We start from the raw sequence: 22344 nt of genomic DNA on the forward strand, positions 1-22344 counted from the left end.
GAAGGGCGTTTGACGGTGCGTAAGGCCTGGCTCGTCGCGGGGGCGCTTGGTGGCGTCGGGGTCACCTTTGTCGGGGTTCTCGTCGTCGGGACCTTCGCCGCCGCTTCCGGGATCGCCGGGGCCGGGGGTGGGGGGGCCGTCGGGTTGGCCAAGGGAGCTGTGCCCGCCGAGTACCGGCTCTACGTCCAGCGGGCCGGCGAGACCTGTCCCGCCGTCAACGCCGCGCTGCTCGCCTCGCAGATCTATCAGGAGAGCGGCTGGAACCCCTCCGCCCAGTCCCCCGCCAACGCCCGCGGCATCGGGCAGTTCCTGCCCGCCACCTGGGCCGCGCACGCCGTGGACGGGGACGGGGACGGCGACAAGGACATCTGGGATCCCGCCGACGGGATCATGTCCGCCGCCGCCTACGACTGCGAGTTGGCGAACTACGTCAAGGACGTCCCCGGCGACATCACCGACAACATGCTCGCCGCGTACAACGCGGGCGCGTACGCCGTCATCCGGTACGGCGGGGTTCCGCCGTACAAGGAGACGCAGAACTACGTCAAAACCATCCGTACCCTCGCCAAGAGCTTCACCGCGCCCGCCGGGCGGATACTGCCGTCGCAACAGGCCGCGGGGGCCATCGAGTTCGCGCAGCAGAAGCTCGGGACGCCCTATCTCTGGGGTGGGAACGGCACGCCCGAGCAGGGCGGGCGGTTCGACTGTTCCGGGCTGACGCAGGCCTCGTACCGCAGTGTCGGGATCGAGCTGCCGCGCGTCGCGAACGATCAGTACAACGCCGGTGAGCATCCCGCACGTAATGAGCTGTTGCCCGGTGATCTCGTCTTCTTCTCGGACGATCTCAACAATTCCCGGGCCATTCACCACGTCGGCATGTACGTCGGCGGCGGATACATGATCGACGCTCCTTACACCGGCGCGGTGATCAGGTTCGACAAGATCGACTCCCCGGATTATTTCGGCGCGACGCGAGTTACCGACGACGGCGCGAAATCGCTGCCCACCCACCTGCCGAAGAGCCGGTCAGCGGCCTGACGGCGGTCGCCGCCCGGACCGCGCCGGCCCGGTCCGATGGCTGGAACTGTCCGTCGGACGCGGGCGCTGAACTGCGACGACGTGTCACTCTTCGATAACGTGATGGTGATCTTTCGGTGGAGTGCGGAACGTAGTCGGTGAGTGGGCCGTTCCCTGGACTGTGACTGCGGTACTGATCACGCAGCACGTCTCGTACTGACCACGGGGGTTGGTAGAAGCGACGCACGAGGAAGTGCGGTCGCAGCGGGCAACAAGGCAAGGGGCCGCAGCAGATGGCTGGACTCGTACTGGATGGGTCGAACCCCGACGTCAGTCTGCTTTACGACATCAACGGACTCGCGAAGGACGCCCCTTCGTGGTTCGACCGCGTCATGGAATTCGTCGGCGAATACGGCATTCTCCTCGGGCTCGTGCTCGTCGTCCTGTGGAGCTGGTGGAGTGTGCGCCGGCGCGGGACGGCCGGGGACTCGGTCTCGGGCGTCGCCGGGCTCGTCTGGGCGCCGCTCGCCGCCGGTGTCGCCCTGCTCATCAACATCCCCATCCGGGACTTCGTCGGCCGCAACCGGCCGTTCGTCGACCACAAGGGCCTGGACGTGCTCGTGGCGGGCAAGGACGACTTCTCGTTCGTCAGCGACCACGCAACGATGGCGATGGCGCTCGGCGTCGGGATCTTCATCGTCCACCGCAAGTTCGGGCTCGTCGCGATCGGCCTCGCGCTGCTCGAAGGGTTCTGCCGCGTCTACATGGGGGTGCACTACCCGACGGACGTGATCGGCGGATTCGCCCTCGGCACGGCTGTCACGCTGCTGCTCACGCCCGTCGCGCTCGCCCTGCTCACGCCGCTGATGTCGGCGGTCTCCCGGTCGGCCCTCGCGGGCTGGTTCGTACGCTCCCGCTCCGCCCGCGCGGCGGACGCTGCGGCGCTCAGCGCCGGCGGTACGCGCGCGCTGGACATCCCCGAGCCCCGGCCCGACGACAACAACCTCGCCGCCTGAGGGTGCGTTACCCGGTCGGCGCCGCGACCTGTACGGCGCTGACCACCACGTTCGAGTCCCAGTGGCCCTGCGCGTCGATCACTCCGCCGCAGGTGATCAGCCGCAGCTGCGGCTGATCCACCGGGCCGTACACCCGGGCCGTCGGGAATCGTCGTGTCCGGTACGTCTCGACGGACGTCACCCGGAACGGCAGCCGCCTGCCGTCGCCCAGCTCCGCCTCGATCCGGGCGCCGTCGTGCAACCGGCCGATCTTGGCGAAGACGCCCTTCCTGAGGTGGTTGCCGCCGATGCGCTTGCCGTGCTCGTACTCGTTGGCGGGGGCGTCCCGGTGGCCGACCAGCACGGCGGGCCCCCGCTGGCCGGGGCGCGGGCCCAGGGCGTACCAGCCGACCCGCATCGGGTTACGGAACCCCGGCACCTCCAGCGCGCCCGTCGCGTCGAGCCCCAGCGGCAGGATGTCCGCGTCGACGCCGAGCGACGGGATGTGCAGCTTCACCGGCACCGAGTGCGCGTCCGTCACCCGGATCTGCCGTGGTTCGGCCGCCGGCTGCACCGGCGCCTGCGGCGGCGCCGGGCGCGGCACGAACAGCTGGAGCAGTACGGCGCCCACCGCGCACAGACCGGCGACGGCCAGCAGCACCTTTATCGCGGTGTCCGCGGGCGCCGTCGCCCTCACGGTCAGTGGTCCCCGCCCGCGGCTCGGCGCTGGAGCCGGCGGATGACGAGCAGCGCACCCGCCCCGGCCGCCGCTGTGGCGCCGATCGCGAGGGACAGCTCGGCGGGACCCGTCGGGCCCGAGGCGTCCGCCACCTCCGCCGGATGGTCCGCGCCGCCGCGCGCGGCGCCGGACGGCGTTACCTGGACCGCCCCCACCACAGCGGACGCGGACCCCGTCGGGGACGCCACGCCGGATGCGACCCCGGAAGCGATCCCCGTCGCGACCCCGGATGCGATCCCCGACGACGACGTGGTGGATCGGGTGGCGGACGGGGTCCGGGAGGACGTCGCGGTCGGCCGGGGTGTCGCGGTCGGCCGCGGAGTCGCCGTCGGGTGGGAAGTCGGCCGGGTAGTCGCCGCCGGGCGGCGGGATGCCGAGGCCGTCGCCCGTCCCGTCGCCTTCCCCGTCACCTCCGACTCCGGCCGCGACGTCGACGAGATCGTCTCCCCGGTCCCCGGCTCGGCCGCAGGGAGCGGGGAGCCGTCCGGGGCGATCAGGCTGAAGCCCGCCACGTGCTGGCCCTGCGGGTGCTTCGGCTCGTCGTTCCGGTAGTAGTACAGCGGGTGCTGGTCGTAGATCACCTGCGGCAGCCGCGTGCCCGGCACGAGCCGCTTCGTCTGTCCCGTGTCGCCCGTCACCCCGCGCGCCTTCGTCGGGAAGCCGACAGCGGCCGGCCAGGTCTTCGCGCACGTACCCGTACAGCCGGAGACGTCAGGTTTGTCGGCCTTCCGCAGATACAGCGGGTTGCCCTTCTCGTCCGCCAGGGCCGCGCCGCTCGCGGTGTTGATGAGCGTCAGCTCGCGCGGCTTCGTCGGCCGGTCGACGGCCGTGGCCGCCGTACCGGTCGCGAGACCGAGGGCGAGCAGCAGAGCGGTGGTCACGACGGCTGCGGCTGACCGGGGTCCGTAACGGTGCATGGATACAGGCCACCGGCAGCCGGTCCTTCCGGCCACTTCGGTGGGCCGTACGGGCTACCGGAGCGGCCGGGTCCGCACCGCTGCGGCGCCCGCGTCCGCGGCGACCGCCGTCACAGTGCCTGCGGGAAGTCGAACAGCCTGTCCGGGTCGTACTGCTTCTTCAGCGTCGCCAGCCGCCCCGCCGCCGAGCCGTAGTACGCGTTGCGCCAGTCCTTCAGCGTCGGGTCGATGTAGTTCTGGTACGCGGCGCCCGACGCGTAGCGGCGCATCGCGCCGTGCGCGCTCTTGAGCCACGCCTGCTGGGCCGAGCCCGAGGTGCCCTGCTGCCAGGAGCCGATGTACTGCGTCAGCATCCGCGAACGCCGGTGGACGAAGGCCGTGGCGGACGGGTCGACGCGGTTGACCGCGCCGCCGAGCGCCGTCAGGGCGACCGAGCCGCTGCCGCCGCCCTGGCTCGTCGGGATCTTGGTGAAGTCCTCCACAGCGGATATGAGGGCCTGCCGGCCGGCCGGTGACAGCGAGCGGTCGTAGAAATCCGAAGCGGCGGCGTACGTCTCGCGGTGCAGCCCGCCCTGCCTGCTGCGGCCCGGAGTGCCGCCGGGGAGCTTGCACTGTTCGGCGGTGAGGCCCGAGCAGCCGGCATACACCTGCATCGCGTCCTCGTACCCGCGCGGCTTGATCGAGACGGAACTCGCGGGCCCCGGACCGCCGGGGCCGTCGGCGAGGCGGTCGACCGCCTTGTGCAGCCCTGCCTCGTCGCCGAGCGAGAAGACCGAGAGGGACAGGGTGGGGGTGACGCCGCCGGGGCCCGCGTCGAGGTGCAGGGACGACCAGATCTCGTCCGGCTGCTCGGGGCCCCACTCCTGCCAGGCCGCGAGCAGGGTGTCGGCCTTCGACCAGGGCCAGTTCATGAATCCCGCGATGCCTTCGGGGGCGGGATGGGTGTCGAAGCGCAGCTCGGTGACGACCCCGAAGTTGCCGTTGCCCGCGCCGCGCAGCGCCCAGAAGAGGTCCTTGTTCTCGTCCGCGTCGGCGGTCAGCCGCCGGCCGTCCGCCGTGATGAGGGTCGCGGAGGTCAGGTTGTCGCAGGTGAGCCCGTAGGCGCGGGCGGCGACGCCGTGGCCGCCGCCGAGGGTCAGACCCGCGACGCCCACGGTGGGGCAGGAGCCCGCCGGGATCGTACGGCCGTGGTCGGCCATGGCCCGGTAGACGTCGGAGAGCTTGGCGCCTGCGCCGACCCTGCCGTCGGCGGCCCCGTCGAGCGAGTTGAGCTTCGATATGTCGATCACGAGCCGGCCGTTGCCGCTCGACCAGCCCGCGTACGAGTGGCCGCCGCCGCGTATGGAGACCGGCGTGCGGTGCGTACGGGCGAAGGCCAGGCACTCCTTGATGTCGCCCTCGCCGGTGACATACGCGACGGCTGCGGGCTTCAGGTTGTCGAAGCGCGTGTTGTAGAGCTGGCGCGCCGTGGCGTAGTCGGCGTCCCCGGGGCGTACGAGTTCGCCGTCCAGCCCCTTCGCCAGCGCGCCCCAGCTCGGCGCGCCCGGTGACGCGCTCGCCGACGCGGCGCCACCGGCCGGCCCGGTGCCGCCCGACGGGGAGTTGCCCGGGGAGTCACCGCCCTTCCCGGCAGTCGCGTCGTCGGGGGAGCAGGCGCTCAGTGCGCCGGTGGCGGCGAGCGCCGCCGCCGCGCCGAGCAGCGTGCGGCGTTGGACGGTACGAACCATGGGACGGCCTTCCGAGGGGGCGGCGAACCGGTGAACCGGGAGACCTGGGTGGGCCTCCCCGGAACGGGACGATCCCCGGGAGCCGCCGGGTTCCGTGGACAAGGTGAAGAGGTGACAAAGGAGCGTGACAGGCGGGCAAGGAGTGCGCGGCGCGCGGGTCCTGCGCGCGTCACGCACTCTTGCGGGTGTCCCGGCTTCGCCGTCTCAGTCCTAGGGCCTGTCTGACACAGAGCGCCGTCCGCCCTCGGGGCGGGGCTTGCGGCGTCTGGTGCGTGCGATCGCAAGGCGGAGGGCCGTTCTCGTACTGGATATACGTGAACGAGCCCGACAACGCGGCGAGCGTGCGTGCCAGGCGTCGCAAGCCAGGCGGGATGTGTCAGACAGGCCCTAGGTGACCTGCGGCTGTGCTTCGGCGTGGGCCTGCGCGTCCCTGCGCGCGAGGTCCCGTGATCTTCGGGCGGGCCCCGCCCAGCCGCAGACGCAGCGGGCGGTGCAGAAGGAACCGCGCTCGACGGTCGATGTGGTGTGGGGGGACGCGGTCTGGGCTTCGGAGATGCCTTGCTCGCACACGTCTCCACCGTACCGGGGTCCCCTCGCCGGGTGGTCCGGCGTGACGGGCGACGCCGGGCGTCGTTATCCGGAACGGGTGGCGTTTCGGACAAGCAGCGGTAAGGCGTTGGGGGTTGGCAGGCGATGGCGGTGCGGCAGCACGGACACAGGGGTGTGGCCCTGGCGGCGGTGACCATGGCCGGGGTCGTCGCGACGACCGGCGGGTGCACGCAGGGCGCGGGCGCGGCGGCCGACGACCGTCCGGGCGCCGACCCGGGGGCGGTGCGCAAGGCGGCCGACGTGCTGCTCGCCTCGGGGAGTGCCAAGGCCCGTACGTCGATGGAGATGGCGGCCGGCGGCACCCGGGTGACCATCAGGGGCGAGGGCGGGTACGACTTCGGCCGCCGGCGTGGCCGGCTCACCGTGACGCTGCCCAAGGACCCGGCGGGCGCGAGCGAGCACCGGCCGATCACCGAACTGCTGTCGCCCGGCGTGCTCTACATGAAGAACCGCGGCGCGGGGGTGCCCGCCGACAAGTGGGTCAGGGTGGATTCGACCGCGCTCGCCGACGGGAATCTGGTCACCGGCGGGGTGACCGATCCGCTCGCCGCCGCCGAACTGCTGCGTACCGCCCGTGATGTGAGATTCGTCGCCGAGCAGGATCTGGCCGGGACGCTGGTGTGGCACTACCGGGGCGTGACGGAGATCGGGCAGGCGGCGAAGGTGGCGTCGGCGGGGACGCGGGCGGCGCTGACGGCCGCGGCGAAAGGGTTCGCCAAGGACGTCGTCCCGTTCGACGCGTATCTCGACGAGGCGGGACGGCTGCGCAAGGTGAGACACCGCTTCAGCTATGTCAACGCGGGGAAGACGGTGGCGGTCTCGTCGACGACGCTCCTCTTCGGCTTCGGGACCCCGGTGACGGTGACCCTGCCGCCCGGCGCCGACATCTTCGCCGGGAAGGTCAAGTAGCGCTACGTACCGGTCAAGTAGCGGGGCACTCACCGGCAAGCGCTGCCAAGCGGCGGCAAATAGTGGCAAAGGGCGGGTAATCGGGGTATCAGGGCCTCTCGGTGACCGGAAATCCTCCAAGATCGTGGCGGAAATGGTCCGGACGTGCCATGCGCGGGGAGTGTCGTGCTCCCTACGCTAGGAAGCCGACACCGGCAGGAAGACACCGGCAGGAAGAGGTGATTGCACGTGGCTCCGTTGCCTACCGCGACCGTCCAGGACCACGTGGCCCTCGCCGAGATCGAGTTGTGCGGAGAGTTGATGATCGCGGCGTCCGCCGCGGACGAGGACCGGCTCAGCCCTGACCGTATCGACGAGGTGCTGAACGTCGCGGCCGAGAGTGGCCGCGAGTAATCCGAGTGACCCGAGTGGTCAGTGACCGCCCGACGCGGGGGTGCAGCTCGCTGCGCCCCCGCGGCCGGCGCTCTCAGGTGCGCAGCAGCCGGGCGATCGCCTTCGTCGCTTCCTCGACCTTCGCGTCGATCTCCTCGCCGCCCCGTACGGCCGCGTCGGCGACGCAGTGCCGCAGGTGCTCCTCCAGGAGCTGGAGCGCGAAGGACTGCAGGGCCTTGGTCGAGGCCGAGACCTGGGTGAGTATGTCGATGCAGTAGACGTCCTCGTCCACGAGCCGCTGCAGACCGCGGATCTGGCCCTCGATCCGGCGCAGCCGCTTGAGGTGCTCGTCCTTCTGCTTGTGGTATCCGTGCACCGCGTGACCGGTCTCACCCTCCGTCGTGGAGGGCGCTTCGCTGGCGGTCGAGCCGGCCGCTTCGGTGGTCGTCATCGCGTCCTCCTGTGGGGTGGGTGGCTGAGATCTTGCGGTGTCCGAAACGGGGGTATATACCCCAGGTAGGTATATGATACCCCGCTGGGAGCCTTGCGGCAGGGGGCCTGTTCGGATGGTGTTGCCTGATGAGCGACACTGGGGGCGCACTCATCTAGCATCAGCCTGACCGAATTCCATGTAACCCGAGGACCCCAGGTGCGATTTCGTCTGACCCCAAGGGAGACGAGCTTCTACGACATGTTTTCCGCCTCCGCGGACAACATCGTCACGGGCTCCAAGCTCCTCATGGAACTGCTCGGGGCGGATTCTTCCGCCAGAGCCGAGATCGCGGAGCGGATGAGGGCGGCGGAGCACGCGGGGGACGACGCCACCCACGCGATCTTCCATCAGCTCAACTCCTCCTTCATCACGCCGTTCGACCGCGAGGACATCTACAACCTGGCATCGCAGCTCGACGACATCATGGACTTCATGGAGGAGGCCGTCGACCTCGTCGTCCTCTACAACGTCGAAGAGCTGCCGAAGGGCGTCGAGCAGCAGATCGAGGTGCTGGCCAGGGCGGCGGATCTCACCGCCGAGGCCATGCCGCATCTGCGCACGATGAACAACCTCACCGAGTACTGGATCGAGGTCAACCGCCTGGAGAACCAGGCCGACCAGATCCACCGCAAGCTGCTGGCCCATCTCTTCAACGGCAAGTACGACGCGATGGAGGTGCTCAAGCTCAAGCAGATCGTCGATGTGCTTGAAGAGGCCGCCGACGCGTTCGAGCACGTCGCGAACACGGTGGAGACGATCACGGTCAAGGAGTCCTGACCCACGTGGACACCTTCGCTCTGATCGTGACCATCGGTGTCGCGCTCGGTTTCACCTACACCAATGGCTTCCACGACTCGGCGAACGCGATCGCGACCTCGGTGTCCACCCGGGCGCTGACTCCTCGTGCCGCTCTGGCCATGGCCGCCGTGATGAATCTCGCGGGCGCGTTCCTGGGGCAGGGAGTCGCCAAGACCGTCAGCGAGGGGCTGATCGACACGCCCTCCGGCGACAAGGGGATGGGCATCCTCTTCGCCGCGCTGGTCGGCGCGGTCGTCTGGAACCTCGGGACCTGGTACTTCGGCCTGCCGTCCTCGTCCTCGCACGCGCTGTTCGGCGGCCTGGTGGGCGCCGCGCTGGCCGGTGGCAGTGATGTCATCTGGTCCGGGGTCGTCGAGAAGGTCGTCGTCCCCATGTTCCTTTCGCCGATCGTCGGTCTCGTCGTCGGCTATTTGATCATGGTCGCGATCATGTGGCTGTTCCGCAGGTCGAACCCGCACAAGACGAAGCGCGGCTTCCGGATAGCCCAGACGGTCTCGGCCGCCGCCATGGCGCTCGGCCACGGTCTGCAGGACGCCCAGAAGACGATGGGTGTCGTGATGATGGCCCTGGTCATCTCCGGCTCGGAGAACTTCAGCGACCCGATCCCGGTCTGGGTCAAGATCGTCTGTGCGCTGATGCTGTCGCTCGGTACGTACGCGGGCGGCTGGCGCATCATGCGGACGCTCGGCCGCAAGATCATCGAGCTGGACCCGCCGCAGGGGTTCGCCGCCGAGACGACGGGCGCCGCGATCCTGTACTCGACGTCCTACATCTTCCAGGCGCCGGTCTCCACGACCCATGTGATCACCTCGGCGATCATGGGTGTCGGGGCGACGAAGCGGGTGAACGCCGTGCGCTGGGGCGTCGCCAAGAACATCATCCTCGGCTGGTTCATCACGATGCCGGCGGCCGCCCTGGTCGCGGCGGTCAGCTTCTGGATCGTGAACCTCGCCTTCGGCTGACCGGGAACCGTCCGCCTGGGCGGACCGGAACGCGCCTGGGCGGACCGGAACGTATGTGGGCCCGCCCCCTGGGAGAGGGGGCGGGCCCTTTCGTCGTGCGGTGGCACCGCCATGCAGCACCGCAGGACGGCTTGTCGACCGGTCGGATTCGTACGGACTATCCGAAACGGCCGGAGATGTAGTCCTCGGTGGCCGCGACGGACGGGTTGGAGAATATCCGTTCCGTTTCGTCTATCTCGATGAGCTTGCCGGGCTGGCCGACCGCCGAGAGGTTGAAGAAGGCCGTGCGGTCCGAGACACGGGCCGCCTGCTGCATGTTGTGCGTCACGATGACGATCGTGAAGCGCTCCTTCAACTCGCCGATCAGGTCCTCGATCGCGAGCGTCGAGATCGGGTCGAGCGCGGAGCACGGCTCGTCCATCAGCAGCACGTCCGGCTCGACCGCGATGGCGCGGGCGATGCACAGGCGCTGCTGCTGACCGCCGGAGAGGCCGGAACCCGGCTTGTTCAGCCGGTCCTTGACCTCGTTCCAGAGGTTGGCGCTCTTCAGGGACTTCTCGACGATGTTCGAGAGCTCCTGCTTGCCGTACCGGCCGTTGAGCCGCAGGCCCGCGGCGACGTTGTCGAAGATCGACATCGTCGGGAACGGGTTCGGGCGCTGGAAGACCATGCCGACCGTACGGCGCACGGCGACCGGGTCGACGGTCGAGGCGTACAGGTTCTCGTCGTCCAGCAGCACCTTGCCCTCGACCCGCCCGCCGGGCGTGACCTCGTGCATCCGGTTGAGCGTGCGCAGGAACGTGGACTTGCCGCAGCCGGACGGGCCGATGAAGGCCGTCACCGAGCGGGGCTCCACGGTCATCGAGATGTCGTCGATCGCCCGGTGGCTGCCGTAGTAGGCGGAGAGTCCGCTGACGTCGATTCGCTTGGCCATGTCAATCACTTCTTTCCGTGGCCTCAGCGGCCGGTCTTCGGGGCCTTCCAGCGGGCGATGCCGCGGGCGACGAGGTTCAGGATCATGACGAAGGCGATCAGCACCAGCGCCGCGCCCCAGGCACGGTCGTAGCTGGCCGGGTTGCCGTACCGGTACTGCTCGTAGATGTAGAACGGCAGCGACGACTGGGCTCCGTCGAAGGGGTTCGTGTTGATGAACTGGCTGCCGAACACGAGCAGGATGATCGGTGCCGTCTCACCCGCGATACGCGCGACGGCCAGCATGACACCGGTGGTGATACCGCCGATCGCGGTCGGCAGGACCACCTTGAGGATCATGCGCCACTTCGGCACACCCAGGGCGAGCGCCGCCTCACGCAGCTCGTTCGGTACGAGCTTCAGCATCTCCTCGGTGGAGCGGACCACCACGGGGATCATCAGGATCGTCAGCGCGAGCGAGCCTTCGAGGCCGGAAGGACCGGCCTTGATGATCAGGACGATCGACAGGATGAACAGACCGGCGACGATCGACGGGATACCCGTCATGACGTCCACGAAGAACGTCACGGCCTTGGCCAGCGCGCCCTTGCCGTACTCGACCAGGTAGACCGCGGTCAGCAGCCCGATCGGTACGGCGATCACCGTGGCGATGCCGACCTGCTCCAGCGTGCCGATGATGGCGTGGTAGACGCCGCCGCCCGCCTCGGTGTTGATGACCCCGCCCATCGAGTGGGTCAGGAAGTTCCCGTCGAGGACCTTCACGCCGCGCTTGATGGTCGTGTAGAGCAGCGAGAACAGCGGGATCACGGCGAGGATGAAGCACACCCAGACGATGCTGGTGGCGAGCCGGTCCTTGGCCTGGCGCTTGTTCTCGACCGTGCTCGTGACGACGTACGAGATGACGACGAAGGCGATGACGGCGATCAGGCCCCACTGGACCTTGCTGTCCAGCCCGGCGCCCGCGCCGACGGCCACGCCGACGACGATCCCGGCGGCGGCGAAGCCGGCCCCTGCCCAGCGCGGCAGTCGGCGCTCGCTCAGGCTGTTCTCGCCGTTGTCCGGCGGCGGAACGGGAGCGGGCTTGTCCTGTACGGCTGCGTGGCTCATGCGTTGGCCCCCGAGTACTCCTTGCGGCGGGCGATGATCAGCCGGGCGCCGCCGTTCACCAGCAGAGTGAGGACGAAGAGGACCAGACCGGAAGCGATCAGGGCGTCCCGCCCGAACTCGTTGGCCTCGTCGAACTTCGCCGCGATGTTCTGGGCGAACGTACCGCCGCCCGGGTCGAGCAGATGGAGCGACATCAGATAGCTGGGCGACAGGACCGTCGCGACGGCCATCGTCTCGCCGAGCGCGCGGCCGAGGCCCAGCATCGAGGCGGAGATGATGCCGGAGCGGCCGAAGGGGAGCACGGAGAGCCGGATGACTTCCCAGCGGGTCGCGCCGAGCGCGAGGGCCGCCTCCTCGTTCATCCGCGGCACCTGGAGGAAGACCTCACGGCTGACGCTGGTGACGATCGGCAGGATCATGATCGCCAGCAGGATGCCGACGGTGAACATGTTCCTGGCGACGCCGGGCTGCGTCTGGTCGAAGATGTACGTCCAGGCGAAGTAGTGGTCGAGCCAGAGGTTCAGGCCCTCGAGGTAGGGCACGAGGACGATCGCGCCCCAGATGCCGTAGATGATGCTGGGAACCGCTGCGAGCAGGTCCACCACGTAGGCGATCGGCGTCGCGAGCCTGCGGGGCGCGTAGTGCGAGATGAAGAGGGCGATGCCGACGGCGATCGGCACCGCGATGATCATCGCGACGATCGAGCTGACGATCGTGCCGACCAGCAGCACGGCGATGCCGAACACGGGCGGGGTGAGCCCGGTGTTCCATTCGAAGGTGGTGAGGAAGTTCGCGTGGTCGCCCGAGATGGCGATGGCCGCCCGGTACGTCAGGAAGCCGGCGATCGACGCCATGACGACGAGCAGCAGGATGCCCGAGCCTCTGGAGAGGCCCGAGAAGACTTTGTCGCCCATGCGGCCGGTCGAGGTGTCCGACGGGCGGTTGACGGGCGGCGCCGGTGGAGGCGTGTCTATCGGTGTGGTGGTAGCCATGGTCTTTCCGGTCTGTGTGGGGGAGCTTCGGCTCCCCTGGCGGCGGTGCACCGGATGAGTGGACGACGGACGGCCGGTCCCGGCAGGAGTGCCGGGCCGGCCGCCGTCAACTTTCAGCTGAGCAGGACGGGCCGGCTCGTACGGACTGTCGGTGGGACTAGGTCGTGTCCGCGAAGTCTCGTCTGGCTCGCCCAAAGGGCGGACGACGATACTTCGCGGACACTTCCTAGGAGAGTGCGGCGATGGCCGTACGGACCTTCGCGTTGATCTCCGTGGGGATCGGGGCGTAGCCCGCGGCTGCGAGCTGCTTCTGGCCCTCGTCGCCGGCCGTGTAGTTCAGGTACGACTTGACCGTGCCGAGGGTGTCGGCCTTGTTGCCCTTGTCGCAGACGATCTCGTACGTCACCAGGACGATCGGGTAGGCACCGTCGGCCTTGGTGGTGTAGTCGAGCTGGAGCGACAGGTCGCTGCCCGTGCCGACGACCTTCGCGGCGCCGATGGCCTTGGACGCGTTGTCCGTGGTGGCCTTCGCCGGAGTGGCGGCACCCGTGTCGATGTCGACCGTGGAGATCTGCTGCGAGGTGGCGTAGGAGAGCTCGAAGTAACCGATCGAGCCGTCGACCTGCTTGACCTGCGTGGCGACACCGGCGGAGCCGGAAGCGGCCTGGCCACCGGGGGCGGGCCACGACTTGCCGCCCTCGAACGTCCAGTCCTTCGGCGCGGCGGCGGTCAGGTACTTGCCCAGGTTGTCCGTGGTGCCGGAGTCCTCGGAGCGGTGGAAGGGCTGGATCGCCTTGCCGGGCAGCTTCGCGTCGGGGTTCAGCGCCTTGATCGCCGGGTCGTCCCACTTCTTGATCTTCGTGGCGAAGATCTTGGCGAGGGTCGGGGCGTCGAGCGTGAGGTTGTCCACGCCCTCCAGGTGGTAACCGATCGCGATCGGGCCGCCGACCATCGGGAGGTCGATGCCCTGGCCGCCGGAGCAGACCTTCTTGGAGTCCGCGACCTCTTCGGGCTTCAGCGGGGAGTCGGAACCGGCGAAGCCGACCGAACCCTGGTTGAAGGCGGTGATGCCCTCACCGGAGGAGGAAGCCTTGTAGTTGATCTCGACGCCGGGGCAAGCGGCCATGTAGCCCTTGGCCCACACGTTCTGGGCGTTGGCCTGCGCGCTGGAACCGGAGGCGCGCAGCTGACCCTTGGCGCCGTCGCACGCGGCGTTGGCCGCCGGGGCGCTCGCGGCCGCCGACGTGCTTCCGCTGCCCGTGTCGTCGCTGTTGTCGTCCGATCCGCACGCCGTGAGAACCAGGGCGCCGGAGACGGCGAGGGCACCGAGCGCGGTGGCGCGCAGCCCGTTCTTGCGCAAAAGCTTCACTTCGGGTGATTCCTTCCAAGAGCCGCCGGTAGTCGTATTTCTACGGCGGCGTGCGTCGGGGTGGTCGGTGCGGCGCTGTGCCCGTCACCGTGTACGTCCGAAATTAGGCAGATCAGGTGAAGCCGCCGACGGGAGCGAGTGAACGGAAGGTGAACCGTGATGGACGGCCTGGTGCGGCTCTGTGCGGGAGGGCGTACGCGGGCGGAGGAATCGGTTCCAGCGGCAGATGAGGACGCTACGGAGGCCCGGCCGGGGCGGTGGATGGACACGCCGTCGGGCCGGACCCCGGGGGCAGGGCGTGGGTGGAAGGGGCGCGGGGCGGGGGCGGGGCTGGGGCAGGAACGGTCAGGCGGTGTGCAGGGCGTTCAGCAGGGCGTCGACCAGGAGCCGGTCGCGGGGCTGGGTGAGCCGCTCACGCGCCGCGGCGGGGGACAGCCACAGGACGCGGTCGACCTCGTCGTTCGCCCGGAACGCGCCGCCGGACGCCTCGGCCGCCCAGTAGTCGACCTGCTTGGGCCGGCCCTGCACGGGATAGCGGACCGTACCCAGGCGTGCGCCCGGCACACAGTGGTGGCCCGTCTCCTCCAAGACCTCGCGCAGCGCGGCGGCCAGCGGGTCCTCGCCGCGGTGCAGCTTGCCCTTGGGGTGGGACCAGTCGTCGTACTTGGGGCGGTGCACCAGACACAGTTCGAGGCCGGCGTTGCCGTAGGGGGCGCGACGCCACAGCACGCAGCCCGCGGCGAGCACCGTGTTCGCGCCGTCGCCCGTGCTGCCCGTGCTGCCTGTGCCGTTCGTGTCGCCCGTGCCGCCCGTACCGTTTGTGCTGTTCACCGACATGTCCGGACTCCCGTCTGCCCCGTCGTCCCGTCTGTCCCGTCGTACCGAACCCACCGCTTCGAGCGCTTACCCGGTCAGGACGCGGCCACCGCCGCCTCCTGCCACACCTGCTGGAAGGCGAACCTGGCCGCCTCCACCTCCAGCCGCTGATCCGCGTGAAGCACCCCGAGGGCGTACGCCGTGGCCGGCGCGATCCGGGGCGTGCGGGCCGCGTTCGCCGCCGCTGCCGCCGCCTCCGCCGCGTCCCTGTGCCGGTCCAGCGCCTGCCCGGCGCCGGCGAGCAGCGGGTCGGGCGCCCCGCCGACGCACCACACCTCCTGCGCGTACCTGTGCAGCCGCAGCAGCTGCCGTACCTGGTGCCAGGGCGCGTCCTGCGCCTCGCCGTCCGCAGCCGTGGCCAGCCCGTGCACCAGCGCCTCGGCGTTGTACGGATGCGCGGCGACCGCGAGCGGCAGCGCGGACACCGCTTCGAGGAGCTGCCGTTCGGTGGTGGTGAGCGGCGTCGCGAGTACGACCTCGGCAGCGGCAGCCGCCGCCGGCGCCAGCGGTACCTCGGAGGCCAGTACGGCGACGGCGTCGGCGACCGCGTGGAACCGTGACGAGCCGAGCGCCTGGAGCGCGGCCGAGTGCGAGCGTGTCCGGGCGAGGGTCAGCTGGCGCTCCAGCAGGGCGCCCGCGCGCGAGGCCCCGACGGTCAGCGTGCTCGTGACGGCAGGAGCGGTGGGGGCCGTGGGGGCCACCGTCGGTGTACCGCCGGGCAGCGCGGGCCCGGCGCCGTTCGCGCCTTCCGTCCGCGTCGCGGGCACGGACACCGCGACCGGTACGGACTCGGCGCCCGCCACCGCGCCCGCTCCCGACAGCCGGGCCAGCGCGCCGACCAGCCGGTGCAGCCGGGCCGTGCACGCGTGTTCCTGGGCGAGGGTGCCGGACAGCCAGCCCAGCTCCTTGCGGAGCTGGTCGGCCCAGGCCGGGTCGAGCAGCGCACGGTACGTGTGCAGACTCCCCCCGATCCGCCGGGCCGACGAGCGCAGCGCGCGCGCCGCCTGGTCGGCGGCTGCCGTGTCCGAACCGCTCTCGCTGTACAGCCGGAGGCTGCGCAGGAAGTCGGCGGCCCGGGCGTGCAGATAGCCGGCCAGGACCTCGCCCGCCGTCAGCCGGTCGGTGTCCGTGTCATGGTGCTGCACGCCGGCGCCTCCGGGCGTCTATGAGCATTTCCTGTACGTGCCGCAACGGCTGGCCTTCCGGGTCCGTGGCATGCCGGGTCCAGTTGCCGTCAGCGCCGAGGTGCCAGGAGGAGGTGGTGTCGGACATTCCGGTCTCCAGCAGCCGGGTCAGTGCCGCGCGGTGGGCCGGGTCGATGACCCGTACCAGCGCTTCGATACGGCGGTCGAGGTTGCGGTGCATCATGTCGGCGCTGCCCAGCCAGACCTCGGGCTCGCCGCCGTTGCCGAAGGCGAAGACCCGGGAGTGTTCGAGGAAGCGGCCGAGTATCGAGCGCACGCGTACGTTCTCGGACAGGCCCGCGACGCCCGGCCGTACGGCACAGATGCCACGCACCCAGATGTCGACGGGCACACCCGCCTGCGACGCCCGGTAACAGGCGTCGATGATGGCCTCGTCGACCATCGAGTTGACCTTGATCCGCACATAGGCGGGGCGTCCCGAGCGGTGGTGGGCCGCTTCCTTGTTGATCCGGGTGATCAGCCCGTCACGCAGGGACTTCGGTGCGACCAGCAGCCGGCGGTAGGTCTCCCGGCGCGAGTAGCCGGAGAGCCGGTTGAACAGGTCGGAGAGATCGGCGCCCACCTGCGGGTCGGCGGTGAGCAGGCCGAGGTCTTCGTACAGCCGGGCAGTCTTGGGGTGGTAGTTGCCCGTGCCGACATGGCTGTAGCGGCGGAGGTTCTCGCCCTCCTGGCGCACCACGAGGGACAGCTTGCAGTGCGTCTTCAGCCCGACGAGCCCGTACACCACATGGCAGCCGGCCTCTTCGAGCTTGCGCGCCCATTTGATGTTGGCCTGCTCGTCGAAGCGGGCCTTGATCTCGACGAGGACCAGCACCTGCTTGCCGGACTCGGCGGCGTCGATCAGGGCGTCCACGATCGGTGAGTCGCCCGAGGTGCGGTACAGCGTCTGTTTGATCGCCAGCACGTCGGGATCGGCGGCGGCCTGTTCCAGGAACGCCTGCACGGAGGTGGAGAACGAGTCGTACGGGTGGTGCAGCAGGACGTCGCGCTCGCGGAGAGCCGCGAATATGTCCGGTGCGGAGGCGGACTCCACCTGTGCGAGATCGCGGTGGGTGCCCGCGATGAACTTGGGGAACTTCAGCTCGGGCCGGTCCTGGGCGGAGATCCCGAAGAGCGCCGTGAGGTCCAGCAGCCCGGCCAGCGGATACACCTCCGCGTCGGACACCTTCAGCTCACGGACGAGCAGGTCGAGGACGTACGGGTCGATGGACTCCTCGACCTCCAGGCGCACCGGCGGCCCGAAGCGGCGCCGCATGAGCTCCTTCTCCAGCGCCTTGAGGAGGTTCTCGGCGTCGTCCTCCTCAACTTCCAGGTCCTCGTTGCGGGTGACCCGGAACATGTGGTGCGCCAGCACCTCCATCCCGGGGAACAGCTCCTCCAGGTGCGCGGCGATCACGTCCTCCAGCGGGACGAACCGCGCGGGGGACGCCTCCAGGAACCGCGACAGCAGCGGCGGCACCTTGACCCGGGCGAAGTGCTGATGGCCGCTGACGGGGTTGCGCACGACGACCGCGAGATTCAGCGAGAGACCCGAGATGTACGGGAAGGGGTGCGCGGGGTCCACGGCAAGCGGGGTCAGGACGGGGAAGATCTGCTGGCGGAAGAGAGTGAACAGGCGGGCCTGCTCCTTCTCGGTGAGTTCCGGCCAGCGGATGATGTGGATGCCCTCGTCGGCGAGGGCGGGGGCGACGTCCTGCTGGTAGCAGGCGGCGTGCCGGGCCATGAGTTCGCGGGAGCGGGTCCAGATCAGGTCCAGCACCTCGCGGGGCTGCAGCCCCGAGGCGGAGCGGGTGGCGACCCCGGTCGCGATGCGGCGTTTCAGGCCTGCCACCCGGACCATGAAGAACTCGTCCAGGTTGGACGCGAAAATCGCAAGGAAGTTCGCCCGTTCGAGGAGTGGCGTCGCGGGATCCTCCGCCAGCTCCAGCACGCGCTCGTTGAAGGCGAGCCAGCTGCGCTCGCGGTCGAGGAACCGCCCTCGGGGCAGCGCGGCGTCGTCGGGGTCGCCGTCCTCCTCGTACGTGTCGAGATCCGCGTCGAGATCAGGCTCCAGATCGGAGACGGCGGCGGCGACGGTATGGGGCCGGTGCGCGGCTATGAAACCGACGGACGGCTGGGGCTGCTGGACCGGAACCTCGGCGGGCTGCTGACTCATGTCCCTATTCTTCCGCGCTGAGGGGACAGGAGGCGCGTCGGAGAGCGCAGGAAGGAGTGGGTTCGGATTCCTGCCGTTCGGGGTGGGGGGCACAGCGGGCTGCATTCAGCGAGCGTCGCAAGGCCGTCTGAATGGCTGGTAACGGGGACATGACGTGGAGGGAAGCGGGGCGGGGCTCCCAGGGGGCGGGGGTGCGGGGGCTTGTCCGAAAAACGGGCGGGGAGCGGCTGGGTGGTCACATACGGTCACGGTCGGTCGCGTGCGGGCCCGTATAGACGTCAACCGCTCCCGTGCCGGGGCTTGAGCCTCGGGGACGGCTCAGGTCTCGGTGCGGTACATCAGGTCGACCTCGTACGTGCTGAAGCCCAGCCGCTCGTACACCGTCAGCGCCGCGATGTTGTCGGCGTCCACATAGAGCATCGCGGTCGGCAGCCCCTCGGCCGCCAGGTGGCGCAGTCCGATCGCGGTGAGCGCCTTGCCGAGACCGCCGCCCTGCGCGTCGGGGCGGATGCCGACGACGTACACCTCACCGAGCTGCTCCTCGGCGTGCACCTTCGTCCAGTGGAAGCCGAGCAGCTCGGCGGGTCCGTCGGTGCCGCTGTCGCTGCCGGCGCGCTCGGCGAGGAAGAAGCCCTTCGGGTCGAACCACGGCTCGGCCTTGCGGTCGTCGAGATCGCGCTGCGTCATCCCGCCCTGCTCGGGGTGGTGGGCGAAGGCGGCGGCGTTCACGGCGAGCCACGCGGCGTCGTCCTGCCCCGGCACGAACGTACGGACGGTGACGCCTGCGGGCCATACCGGCTCGGCGATCTCCAGCGGGCTCAACGGGCGGCGCAGCTGCCGCAGTTCGCGGAACATCGTCAGCCCGAGCACCTGCGCGAGATGCCGGGCCGCCGACTTGCCGCCGTGCGCCCAGACCCGCATCCGCTTGCCCGAGGCGGCCATCAGCGCGTTGCCCAGCGCCCGGCCGTGGCCGCGGCCCCTGCGCCCCGGATGCACGACCAGCTCGGCGGCGGGTGCTTCGACCGGGTCGGTGTCCTCCAACTGCGCGTAGCCGACGAGTTCGTCGCCGACGGTCAGCAGGAAGTGCCGTACGCCCTCGCGGTGACCGCCGCGCAACTGGAGCCTGCCCTGTTCGGAGACGGCCTGGACGCCGTCGGAAGCGGCGGCCTCGGCGAGCAGTCCGGCCACTGCCGCGGCCTGCTCGGAGGTGAGCGCGTCGAGGGTCTGGATCTGCCGGCCGGGCTCGCGGGTTGCTGCGTCAGTCATGCAACGAGGGTACGGCGCCGGTGCCGGTACGCAGGCGAGGTGAGTGCCCGGGTTGGCGGAGCGCGTGACCGTGTGTCAGGCGCCGCGGGGTCGTAATGGCAACCAGCTCGTAACCCGGGAGCCCCTGTCGCGCTACGCGCGTTGACTCTAGGCTGCGGCTGACATTCCTCATGAAGATTTCATGAACCTGCACGACCACCTGTACGACCTCACGACTCTCCATGCTCACGCTGAACTCACAAGGGGAACGATGTCAGCGACACCGCAGAAGAACCGTGCGGCCCGGCGGATGCTCACCGCCGTCGCCGGTCTGGCCACCGTGGGCGCGCTGATCGCCGCCGCCCCGGCCGCCCAGGCCCACGGAAACGGACATGGCCACGGGCACGGCTCGGGACATGGTTCCGGCCACAACTCCGGTCACGGCCACCACCAGCCGTCGCCGCGCACCGTCGACGTCCAGATGCTGTCCTTCAACGACCTGCACGGCAACCTGGAACCGCCGGCCGGCTCCTCCGGCAGCGTCACCGAGATACAGCCCGACGGTACGACGAAGGCGATCCCGGCCGGTGGCGTCGAGTACCTGGCCAGCTCGCTGCGCACCGCGCGCAAGGGCCACCCGTACTCCATCACCGCGGCGGGCGGCGACATGGTGGGCGCGAGCCCGCTGCTGTCGGGCCTCTTCCACGACGAGCCCACCATCGAGGCGCTCAACAAGATCGACCTCGATGTGACATCCGTCGGCAACCACGAGTTCGACGAGGGCGCGACGGAGCTGGCCCGCCTCCAGAACGGCGGCTGCCACCCGACGGCCGGCTGCTACGAGAAGGGGAAGAAGTTCCCCGGCGCCGACTTCCCTTACCTCGCGGCCAACGTGACGTCGGAGAAGACCGGCAAGCCGATCCTCAAGCCGTACACGGTCTGGAAGAAGAACGGCGTCAAGATCGGCTTCATCGGGGTGACCCTGGAGGGCACGCCGAACATCGTGACGGCCGAGGGCGTCAAGGGGCTCAAGTTCCACGACGAGATCGAGACCGTCAACAAGTACGCCAAGGAACTGGACAAGCAGGGCGTCAAGTCGATCGTCGCGCTGATCCACGAGGGCGGCCAGCCGGCCTCGACGTCGTACAACTACGACTGTGACAGCCCGGGTTCGGGCGACGGCATCTCGGGACCGATCGTCGACATCGCCAAGGGCATATCGCCCAAGGTGGACGCGCTGGTCACGGGCCACACGCACCAGGCGTACGTCTGCACGATCCCGGACCCGGCGGGCAAGCCGCGCATGGTGACGTCCGCTTCGTCCTTCGGCCGGCTGTACACGGACACGACGCTGACGTACGACCGCCGGACGAACGACATCGTCCGTACGGGCGTGGCGTCGGCGAACCACGTCGTCACCCGTGACCAGCCCAAGGCCAAGGACATGACGGACCTGATCGCCCGGTGGAACACCATCGCCGCGCCGATCGCCAACACCCCGCAGGGCTTCATCTCGGCGGACATCGGCCGCAGCGGCCCGGAGATGCCGCTGGGTGACGTGATCGCCGACGCGCAGCTCGCGGGCATGTCGGCGCCGGACAAGGGCGGCGCGCAGTTCGCGTTCATGAACCCGGGCGGTATCAGGACCGACCTGGTGTACGCGGCGTCGGGCAGCGAGGGCGACGGGGTCGTCACGTACGGCGAGGCGTTCGCCGTGCAGCCGTTCACCAACATGATGACGGCGATCGACCTGACGGGCGCGCAGGTCGTGACGGCACTGCAGCAGCAGGTCAGCGGCGCGAACGAGGCGTCGCCGAAGATCCTCCAGGTGTCGAAGAACTTCACGTACACGCTGGACATGACGAAGGCGGGCGCGGCCCGGGTGGTCACCGACTCGATCCGCCTGAACGGCGAACCGATCGACCCGGCGGCGACGTACCGCGTCGCGATGAACGAGTTCCTGTCGGGCGGCGGCGACGGCTTCGCGGTCCTGGGCCAGGGCGCGAACAAGCTGGTGGGCGCGTCGGACCTGGACATGTTCAACACCTACCTGGCGGCCAACTCGACGGCGGCGGCGCCGCTGGCGCCGCCGGCGACGGACCGGATCACGGTGGTGAAGTAACGAGCAGTCGGTAGTACGTGACTGACGGGGCGGCGGACACACGAGGGCGTGTCCGCCGCCCTTCGCTGTTGGCGGCGCGGGTGGTCTTCCCTGGGGGACTCGGGCCGGCTCGGCGTCCACCCCGGCCGGGTAGTGGCTGAGACTCATGCCCCGCTGGTCACTGGGGGTGGGTGTGTGCGGGTCAGGGCGCATGGGCCGGGAGCTGTGTGGGCCGGAGGGATGAGCCGCCCGTGGGGCCGCCCCTGGGGTTTGAGTGTCGCGGCTCCGGTCCGGGCGTCAAGGGCGCTCCTGCGTCGCGTCGGCTTCGCCGATGACCTGCGGTCACCCTTGACTCCCGAACCTCCACCGCAAGTGCACTTTTTTGGGGGGCGGCCGGGGGGGCTCCACGGGGGAGGCCGGGGAGTGGTGGCGGGTGCTTGGCCGACTGGCGGGTGCCGCGCGGCAGTTGCGTAGGGGGACTCGGGCTGGCTAAGCGTCCACCCAGGCCGGGTATCGGCTGAGACTCATGCCCCGCTGGTCATTGGGGGTGGGGCGAGGTCGGGAGGACGCCCTGGCGGGGGTAGTTGGGCCGGGGCAATGGGCCGGTAGGTGGTACGGATGTGACTCACGGGGGAGAACGCGACCTGTGGGGTGCTCGTCGGGAGCCTTTTGCGTCCCGTGTTGCGTTAGGTGCGCCGTAGGGCGCATCAAGCGGGTGGGCCGCCCGGCCGGGGGGCGAGGATGGGCTCGTGAGATGCCCGGCGGCCCGTCGCAGCCCTCTGCGCCTCCACACCGGACTGAT

The 22344-nt window shown here is 70.0% G+C and carries 20 protein-coding genes; 7 read left to right on the forward strand and 13 right to left on the reverse strand.

Features of this window, described 5'->3' with window-relative positions:
• Positions 1-15: 15 nt before the first annotated feature.
• Entirely contained in the window at positions 16-1038 is a 1023-nt protein-coding gene (locus OHS57_RS20800) for a bifunctional lytic transglycosylase/C40 family peptidase (RefSeq protein WP_041995483.1), read from the forward strand.
• A gap of 272 nt (positions 1039-1310) precedes the next feature.
• Positions 1311-2033 (forward strand): phosphatase PAP2 family protein, encoded by a 723-nt coding sequence (locus OHS57_RS20805; RefSeq protein ID WP_328582968.1) that lies wholly within the window; start codon positions 1311-1313, stop codon positions 2031-2033.
• A 7-nt stretch (positions 2034-2040) separates the two neighbouring features.
• Here OHS57_RS20805 and OHS57_RS20810 read toward each other — a convergent pair whose 3' ends face one another.
• The 4 genes from OHS57_RS20810 to OHS57_RS20825 all read right to left on the reverse strand — a co-directional run bounded on the left by OHS57_RS20810 (position 2041) and on the right by OHS57_RS20825 (position 5965).
• Positions 2041-2709 carry a sortase domain-containing protein gene (locus OHS57_RS20810; RefSeq protein ID WP_328582969.1) on the reverse strand — a complete coding sequence of 223 codons (669 nt, stop codon included), beginning with the start codon at positions 2707-2709 and terminating at the stop codon, positions 2041-2043.
• A 2-nt stretch (positions 2710-2711) separates the two neighbouring features.
• A complete protein-coding gene (locus OHS57_RS20815; protein ID WP_328582970.1) occupies positions 2712-3632 on the reverse strand; it encodes a hypothetical protein in 921 nt (306 codons plus the stop codon).
• Positions 3633-3778: 146 nt separating this feature from the next.
• Complete coding sequence (locus tag OHS57_RS20820) at positions 3779-5395, reverse strand: FAD-binding oxidoreductase (RefSeq protein WP_328582971.1); 1617 nt, start codon at positions 5393-5395, stop codon at positions 3779-3781.
• A gap of 387 nt (positions 5396-5782) precedes the next feature.
• The gene (locus tag OHS57_RS20825; RefSeq protein ID WP_078863495.1) at positions 5783-5965 is read right to left on the reverse strand and encodes a hypothetical protein; all 183 of its coding nucleotides are present in this window, start codon (positions 5963-5965) and stop codon (positions 5783-5785) included.
• Between the two features lie 123 nt (positions 5966-6088).
• Here OHS57_RS20825 and OHS57_RS20830 point away from each other — a divergent pair, with 123 nt between their 5' ends.
• Together OHS57_RS20830 and OHS57_RS20835 are read left to right on the forward strand one after the other, a co-directional pair.
• Positions 6089-6913 (forward strand): hypothetical protein, encoded by an 825-nt coding sequence (locus OHS57_RS20830; protein WP_328582972.1) that lies wholly within the window; start codon positions 6089-6091, stop codon positions 6911-6913.
• A 228-nt stretch (positions 6914-7141) separates the two neighbouring features.
• Positions 7142-7306, forward strand: a complete 165-nt coding sequence (locus OHS57_RS20835) for a hypothetical protein (RefSeq protein WP_198533443.1) — start codon at positions 7142-7144, stop codon at positions 7304-7306.
• A 73-nt stretch (positions 7307-7379) separates the two neighbouring features.
• Here OHS57_RS20835 and OHS57_RS20840 read toward each other — a convergent pair whose 3' ends face one another.
• Positions 7380-7736 carry a metal-sensitive transcriptional regulator gene (locus tag OHS57_RS20840; protein ID WP_041986720.1) on the reverse strand — a complete coding sequence of 119 codons (357 nt, stop codon included), beginning with the start codon at positions 7734-7736 and terminating at the stop codon, positions 7380-7382.
• A gap of 198 nt (positions 7737-7934) precedes the next feature.
• On the opposite strand from OHS57_RS20840, the gene OHS57_RS20845 reads away from it, so the two are divergent.
• Positions 7935-8555: a DUF47 domain-containing protein gene (locus OHS57_RS20845; RefSeq protein ID WP_040023684.1), complete on the forward strand. Its 621-nt coding sequence runs from the start codon at positions 7935-7937 to the stop codon at positions 8553-8555.
• Between the two features lie 5 nt (positions 8556-8560).
• A complete protein-coding gene (locus OHS57_RS20850; protein WP_328582973.1) occupies positions 8561-9559 on the forward strand; it encodes an inorganic phosphate transporter in 999 nt (332 codons plus the stop codon).
• Between the two features lie 157 nt (positions 9560-9716).
• Here OHS57_RS20850 and pstB read toward each other — a convergent pair whose 3' ends face one another.
• The 8 genes from pstB to mshD all read right to left on the reverse strand — a co-directional run bounded on the left by pstB (position 9717) and on the right by mshD (position 19462).
• Complete coding sequence (gene pstB, locus OHS57_RS20855; RefSeq protein WP_041986712.1) at positions 9717-10493, reverse strand: phosphate ABC transporter ATP-binding protein PstB; 777 nt, start codon at positions 10491-10493, stop codon at positions 9717-9719.
• 23 nt (positions 10494-10516) lie between these two features.
• Positions 10517-11599, reverse strand: coding sequence for a phosphate ABC transporter permease PstA (gene pstA / locus OHS57_RS20860; RefSeq protein WP_328582974.1), 1083 nt, complete (start codon positions 11597-11599; stop codon positions 10517-10519).
• Positions 11596-12591 (reverse strand): phosphate ABC transporter permease subunit PstC, encoded by a 996-nt coding sequence (gene pstC, locus OHS57_RS20865; protein WP_041986706.1) that lies wholly within the window; start codon positions 12589-12591, stop codon positions 11596-11598. The genes pstA and pstC overlap by 4 nt, the downstream gene beginning before the upstream one ends.
• 226 nt (positions 12592-12817) lie before the next feature.
• Positions 12818-13960, reverse strand: coding sequence for a phosphate ABC transporter substrate-binding protein PstS (gene pstS, locus OHS57_RS20870; protein ID WP_328582975.1), 1143 nt, complete (start codon positions 13958-13960; stop codon positions 12818-12820).
• A gap of 345 nt (positions 13961-14305) precedes the next feature.
• A complete protein-coding gene (locus OHS57_RS20875; protein WP_328582976.1) occupies positions 14306-14797 on the reverse strand; it encodes an NUDIX hydrolase in 492 nt (163 codons plus the stop codon).
• Between the two features lie 74 nt (positions 14798-14871).
• Positions 14872-15981 carry a CHAD domain-containing protein gene (locus OHS57_RS20880; RefSeq protein WP_328582977.1) on the reverse strand — a complete coding sequence of 370 codons (1110 nt, stop codon included), beginning with the start codon at positions 15979-15981 and terminating at the stop codon, positions 14872-14874.
• The gene (locus tag OHS57_RS20885) at positions 15968-18196 is read right to left on the reverse strand and encodes an RNA degradosome polyphosphate kinase (protein ID WP_328582978.1); all 2229 of its coding nucleotides are present in this window, start codon (positions 18194-18196) and stop codon (positions 15968-15970) included. The genes OHS57_RS20880 and OHS57_RS20885 overlap by 14 nt, the downstream gene beginning before the upstream one ends.
• Positions 18197-18514: 318 nt before the next feature.
• Positions 18515-19462: a mycothiol synthase gene (mshD, locus tag OHS57_RS20890; protein ID WP_328582979.1), complete on the reverse strand. Its 948-nt coding sequence runs from the start codon at positions 19460-19462 to the stop codon at positions 18515-18517.
• Between the two features lie 250 nt (positions 19463-19712).
• On the opposite strand from mshD, the gene OHS57_RS20895 reads away from it, so the two are divergent.
• On the forward strand, positions 19713-21563 hold the full coding sequence (locus tag OHS57_RS20895) for a bifunctional metallophosphatase/5'-nucleotidase (protein WP_328582980.1): 1851 nt from the start codon (positions 19713-19715) through the stop codon (positions 21561-21563).
• Positions 21564-22344: the final 781 nt, after the last annotated feature.

It is taken from the genome of Streptomyces sp. NBC_00370 (genome assembly GCF_036084755.1).
Lineage (GTDB): Bacteria > Actinomycetota > Actinomycetes > Streptomycetales > Streptomycetaceae > Streptomyces.